The 4,187-nt window shown below is 60.9% G+C and carries 5 protein-coding genes; all 5 read right to left on the bottom strand.

The window, feature by feature from the left end; translation table 11 throughout:
* On the bottom strand, positions 1-775 hold a 775-nt coding region (locus AC097L_RS23100; RefSeq protein ID WP_479589088.1), incomplete at its 3' end, for an ABC transporter ATP-binding protein.
* A gap of 20 nt (positions 776-795) precedes the next feature.
* Entirely contained in the window at positions 796-1,935 is a 1,140-nt protein-coding gene (locus AC097L_RS23095) for a succinylglutamate desuccinylase/aspartoacylase family protein (protein ID WP_479589087.1), read from the bottom strand.
* Positions 1,932-2,645: an ABC transporter permease gene (locus AC097L_RS23090; protein WP_479589086.1), complete on the bottom strand. Its 714-nt coding sequence runs from the start codon at positions 2,643-2,645 to the stop codon at positions 1,932-1,934. Before AC097L_RS23090 ends, AC097L_RS23095 begins: the two co-directional genes overlap by 4 nt.
* A gap of 2 nt (positions 2,646-2,647) precedes the next feature.
* Positions 2,648-3,334 (bottom strand): ABC transporter permease, encoded by a 687-nt coding sequence (locus AC097L_RS23085; RefSeq protein ID WP_479589085.1) that lies wholly within the window; start codon positions 3,332-3,334, stop codon positions 2,648-2,650.
* A gap of 81 nt (positions 3,335-3,415) precedes the next feature.
* On the bottom strand, positions 3,416-4,187 hold a 772-nt coding region (locus AC097L_RS23080; protein ID WP_479589084.1), incomplete at its 5' end, for a lysine/arginine/ornithine ABC transporter substrate-binding protein.

The raw sequence follows: 4,187 nt of genomic DNA, 5'->3' as shown, positions 1-4,187 counted from the left end.
ACTTCAAGCTACCCGACAAAAACTGCTGCAGCCGCTCGCTCTTGGGCTGGGTCAGGACCTCGCGGGGCACGCCTTGCTCTTCGATGCAGCCCTTGTGCAGAAAAATCAGGTGGTTGGCCACCTCGCGGGCAAAGCCCATTTCGTGGGTCACCACGACCATGGTGCGGCCCTCTTCGGCCAGCGTGCGCATCACCTTCAGTACCTCGGAGACCAGCTCGGGGTCCAGCGCGCTGGTGGGCTCGTCAAACAGCATCACCTCGGGCTCGATGGCCAGAGACCGCGCAATGGCCACGCGCTGCTGCTGACCGCCGCTCATATGCGCCGGGTAGGCGTCTTCCTTACCCTGCAGATCGACCAACTTCAAATATTTGCGCGCGCGTTCAATCGCTTCGTCCTTGGACACACCCAGCACATGCACCGGCGCTTCGATGATGTTCTGCAGCACCGTCATGTGGGCCCATAGATTGAAATGCTGGAACACCATGGCCAGCTTGGTGCGCATGCGCTGCAACTGCTTGGCCTCGGCGGCCACCAGCTCGCCGTGCTTGTCCGGCACCAGTCTCAGTTCTTCACCGGCGACGAAGATGCGACCGGCGTTGGGCTTTTCCAGCAGATTCATGCAGCGCAAAAATGTGCTCTTGCCCGAGCCAGAGCTGCCGATGATGCTGATGACATCGCCCGCGCGGGCTTGCAGCGACACGCCTTTGAGCACCTCGTTGGAGCCGAACTTTTTATGGATGTCGATGGCCTGGAGTTTGAGGGGCTGGGTGGTCATAGTTTCTGCATTCAATAGATTCAAGCGCCCAGCAGGTTGCCGGTACGAAAGGGCACGCTGCCCGCAATATTGGCCAGATCGTCGCCAGGGGTGGCGTAGCGTTCTGTGGTGCGCGCATACACCACGCCGGGTACTTCGGCGCGCAGGGCGTGCACGGTGCCACTGATGGGGTCGATGATTTCGGCCACCAGGTCGCCTAGGGCCAAGCGGTCGCCCGGTTGGGCGGCAAACACCAGCAAGCCGGGCACGGGCGATTTCACAAACTGCGCACCGGCCAGGGGCGTGGCGGCGCAGGCCAGTTCGGGCAGGGCAGGCGGCTCGCCCCCCACTGCGCCCAGGTGCTGCAAATAACCAAATAAGGCACTGGCATCGGCCTTGCCGAAGGCGTGGTGGACATCGCCTTCACCGCGCAATTCCACCGTGGTACTGGCGCAAGCCTGGGGAATCGGGAACGCATGGCCCAGCTTGTCGGCCAGTTGCCACCAGGGGCCCGACATGCTTTCGTCAAACGACAGGCCTCCCGAGTTTTTGGCCAATAGCACGGCTTGGGCACCCAGCAGCCGGGCCAGTGGTTCCATGGCCGGCCAGCAGGGCGTTTCGGTATACATGTGCATCACGGCTTCGCAATCGCAGTGCAAGTCCAGCACCACGTCGGCATCAAAGGCCAGGCTGACCAATTGTTTGCGCTGGCTAGCCAGTTCGGTGTCGGGCTGCCAGGCCTGCAGATGCGCGGCCATGGCTTGGCGGATGGCCGCTACGTTGGCGGCAGCATCTGACCCCAACTTGCCTTCGACCAGCGGCAGCACGGCGGCGCACAGGTCGGGGAAGTGGCGGTTGAAGTTCTCGGAGGTGTTCAGGTCAAACCGGCCCATGGGTTTGTGGTCTAGCCGCTGCGCCAGCCCGATGGGGTTGGCCATGGGCACCAGGATGATTTCGCCGTGGATCTGGCCTTGTGCCTCGGCCTGCTCCAGCAGGCGGCGCAGGTGGTAGGCAGCCAGCATGCCGGGCAGCTCTTCGGCATGCAGGCTGGCCTGGATGTAGACCTTGGGGCGGGCACCGGGGGTGCCGAAATGGAAACTGCTCAGGGTTTTCTGGCTGCCAATGCTTTGGCTGCGCAGAACATAGTCGGTACGGTGCATAAACAGGAAGGTAAAGGTCAATGCTTGCGAGGAGCCAGATAAGCCAGGAAATGCTTTTCGGCAAGCCGGAACATCGCGATCAGCGCGAAGGTGCCGACCAGGTAGAGCGCCGCAGCAAACAAATAGGCCTCAAACGGCAGGTAAAAGTCGGAATAAATCCGGCTGGCGGCAGCGGTGATGTCCAGCAAACCCGGTACAGCGCTGGCCAGACTGGTGCTTTGCAGCATCATCACCACCTCGTTGCTATAGGCCGGCAAGGTACGGCGCATGGCGCTGGGCAGCACAATGCGCAGCAAAATCTTGAAGCGGCTCATGCCCAGGGACTGCGCCGCTTCGATCTCGCCCGCATGGGTCTCGCGGATCGACCCGGCCAGCATCTCGGCGGTATAGCCCGCGGTGTTCAGGGCAAACGCCAGCAAGGCACAGAAGAAAGCGTTCTTGAAATACACCAGCGGCCACACCTTATCCCAGCGGGCCTGGATCCACTCCAGCTGGGCCAGGCCGTAATAAATCAAATACACCTGGATCAGCAGCGGCGTACCGCGCACCACAAAGGTATAGGCCCCCACCACACCCGCCAACAGCTTGTTGTTGCTGGTCAGCGCCAGCGCAAACGCCACCGCCAGCACGGCCCCAATCGCCACCGACGCCAACAACAAGGTCAGCGTGGTCACAATGCCCTCGCCGAACATGGCCAGACTGTCAGCGCTGAATATGACTTCCCAGTTCATGGTTAAAACGCGATCCGTTTGGTACCCAGGCTGTAGCGCGCGTTGAGCTTGCGCAACACCACCAGCGAAACCCAGGTAAAGATGAGAAACAGCGCGCCTGCAAACAGCAGGTAGGCAAAGGGTGAACGGGTGGCCGCGCTGGCCTGCTTGGCCAGGTAAGTCATCTCCTGCAGGCCAATCAAACTCACCAAAGCCGTGGACTTGATCAACACCAGCCAGTTGTTGGTAAAGCCGGGCAGGGCGTAGCGCACCATCTGCGGCGCGGTAATGCGCACAAAGGCTTGCCGCGGCCCCATGCCGAAAGCCGCTGCCGCTTCGAACTGCCCACGCGGAATCGCCATGATGGCACCGCGAAAGGTCTCGGTCATGTAAGCACCGTAGATGAAGCCCAGCGTCAAGACACCGGCAAAAAACGGGTTCAGGTCCAGGGTGGCTTCGCTACCCGCCATCTCCAGCAGGGCATTCACCCCAATCGTGCCGCCGTAGAACACCAGCAGCATCAGCACCAGATCGGGGATACCGCGGATGACGGTGGTGTACAGCGTGGCCGGGATGACCAGTAGCGGGCGACCCGACAGCTTGGCCGCAGCCCCGATCAGGCCCAGCAGTACCGACACCAGCAGGGCCGCCAGGGACACCCCGACGGTCAGCACCGCGCCGTGGAGAATGGACCAGTAGTAATCGTTCAAGAGGAGTGTCCCGGGAAGAAAAAAACAAGCCGTGGCGGTTGCTGTACAACCTGACCACGGCGCTGGGCCTGGTGCTAAGTCTTACTTGGCACCATAGACATCCATCTTGAAGTACTTGTCGTTCAGGGTTTTGTAGGTGCCGTTGGCGCGGATGGCGGCAATCGCACCGTTCAACTCGTCTTTCAAAGCCTTGTCGCCCTTGCGGATGGCCACACCCGCACCGCCACCGAAGTATTTGGGGATGTACAGCTCTTCGCCCACGGCCTTGTAGTCCTTGCCTTCAGGCTTGCTCAGGAAGCCACCGGTGACTTCCACGATGTCGGCCACGGTGCCATCCAGGCGGCCCGATTTGATGTCCAGATACACCTGGTCTTGCGCTTCGTAAGGGGTGACGACCACGCCCACCTTCTTGAGTTCGCCATTGGCGTATTTCTCTTGCGTGCTGCCCTTCAAGACGCCGATCTTTTTGCCTTTGAGCGAGGCCAGGTCGGTGAACTTGATGTCGTTCTTGACGACGATCTTGCTGGGGGTGTTGTAGTACTTGTTGGTGAAGTCCACCACTTTGAGGCGGTCTTCGGTGATGGACATGGAGCTGATGATGGCGTCGTACTTCTTGGCTTGCAGGCCGGGGATCATGCTGTCCCAGACTTGTTCGACGAACACGCACTTGCGTTTGATCTGCTCGCACAGGGCGTTGGCGATGTCCACGTCAAAGCCGGTGGGCTTGCCGTCGGCGGTCTTGAAGGTGAAGGGTTCGTAGGTCGGGTCGATGGCGACTTTGAGGTCTTTGCCTTGCGCCAGGGCGGCAGCAGCGAGGGCGGTCAATGCGAAAGTCAGTAGGAGTTTTTTCATC

Source organism: Rhodoferax sp. RT5P35 (genome assembly GCF_056521385.1).
This window is presented reverse-complemented; position numbering and strand designations above follow the sequence as displayed.

Bases quoted from the DNA above. Each gene is read 5' to 3' on its own strand.
- AC097L_RS23090 (WP_479589086.1), bottom strand. From the start codon at position 2,645: ATGAACTGGGAAGTCATATTCAGCGCTGACAGTCTGGCCATGTTCGGC.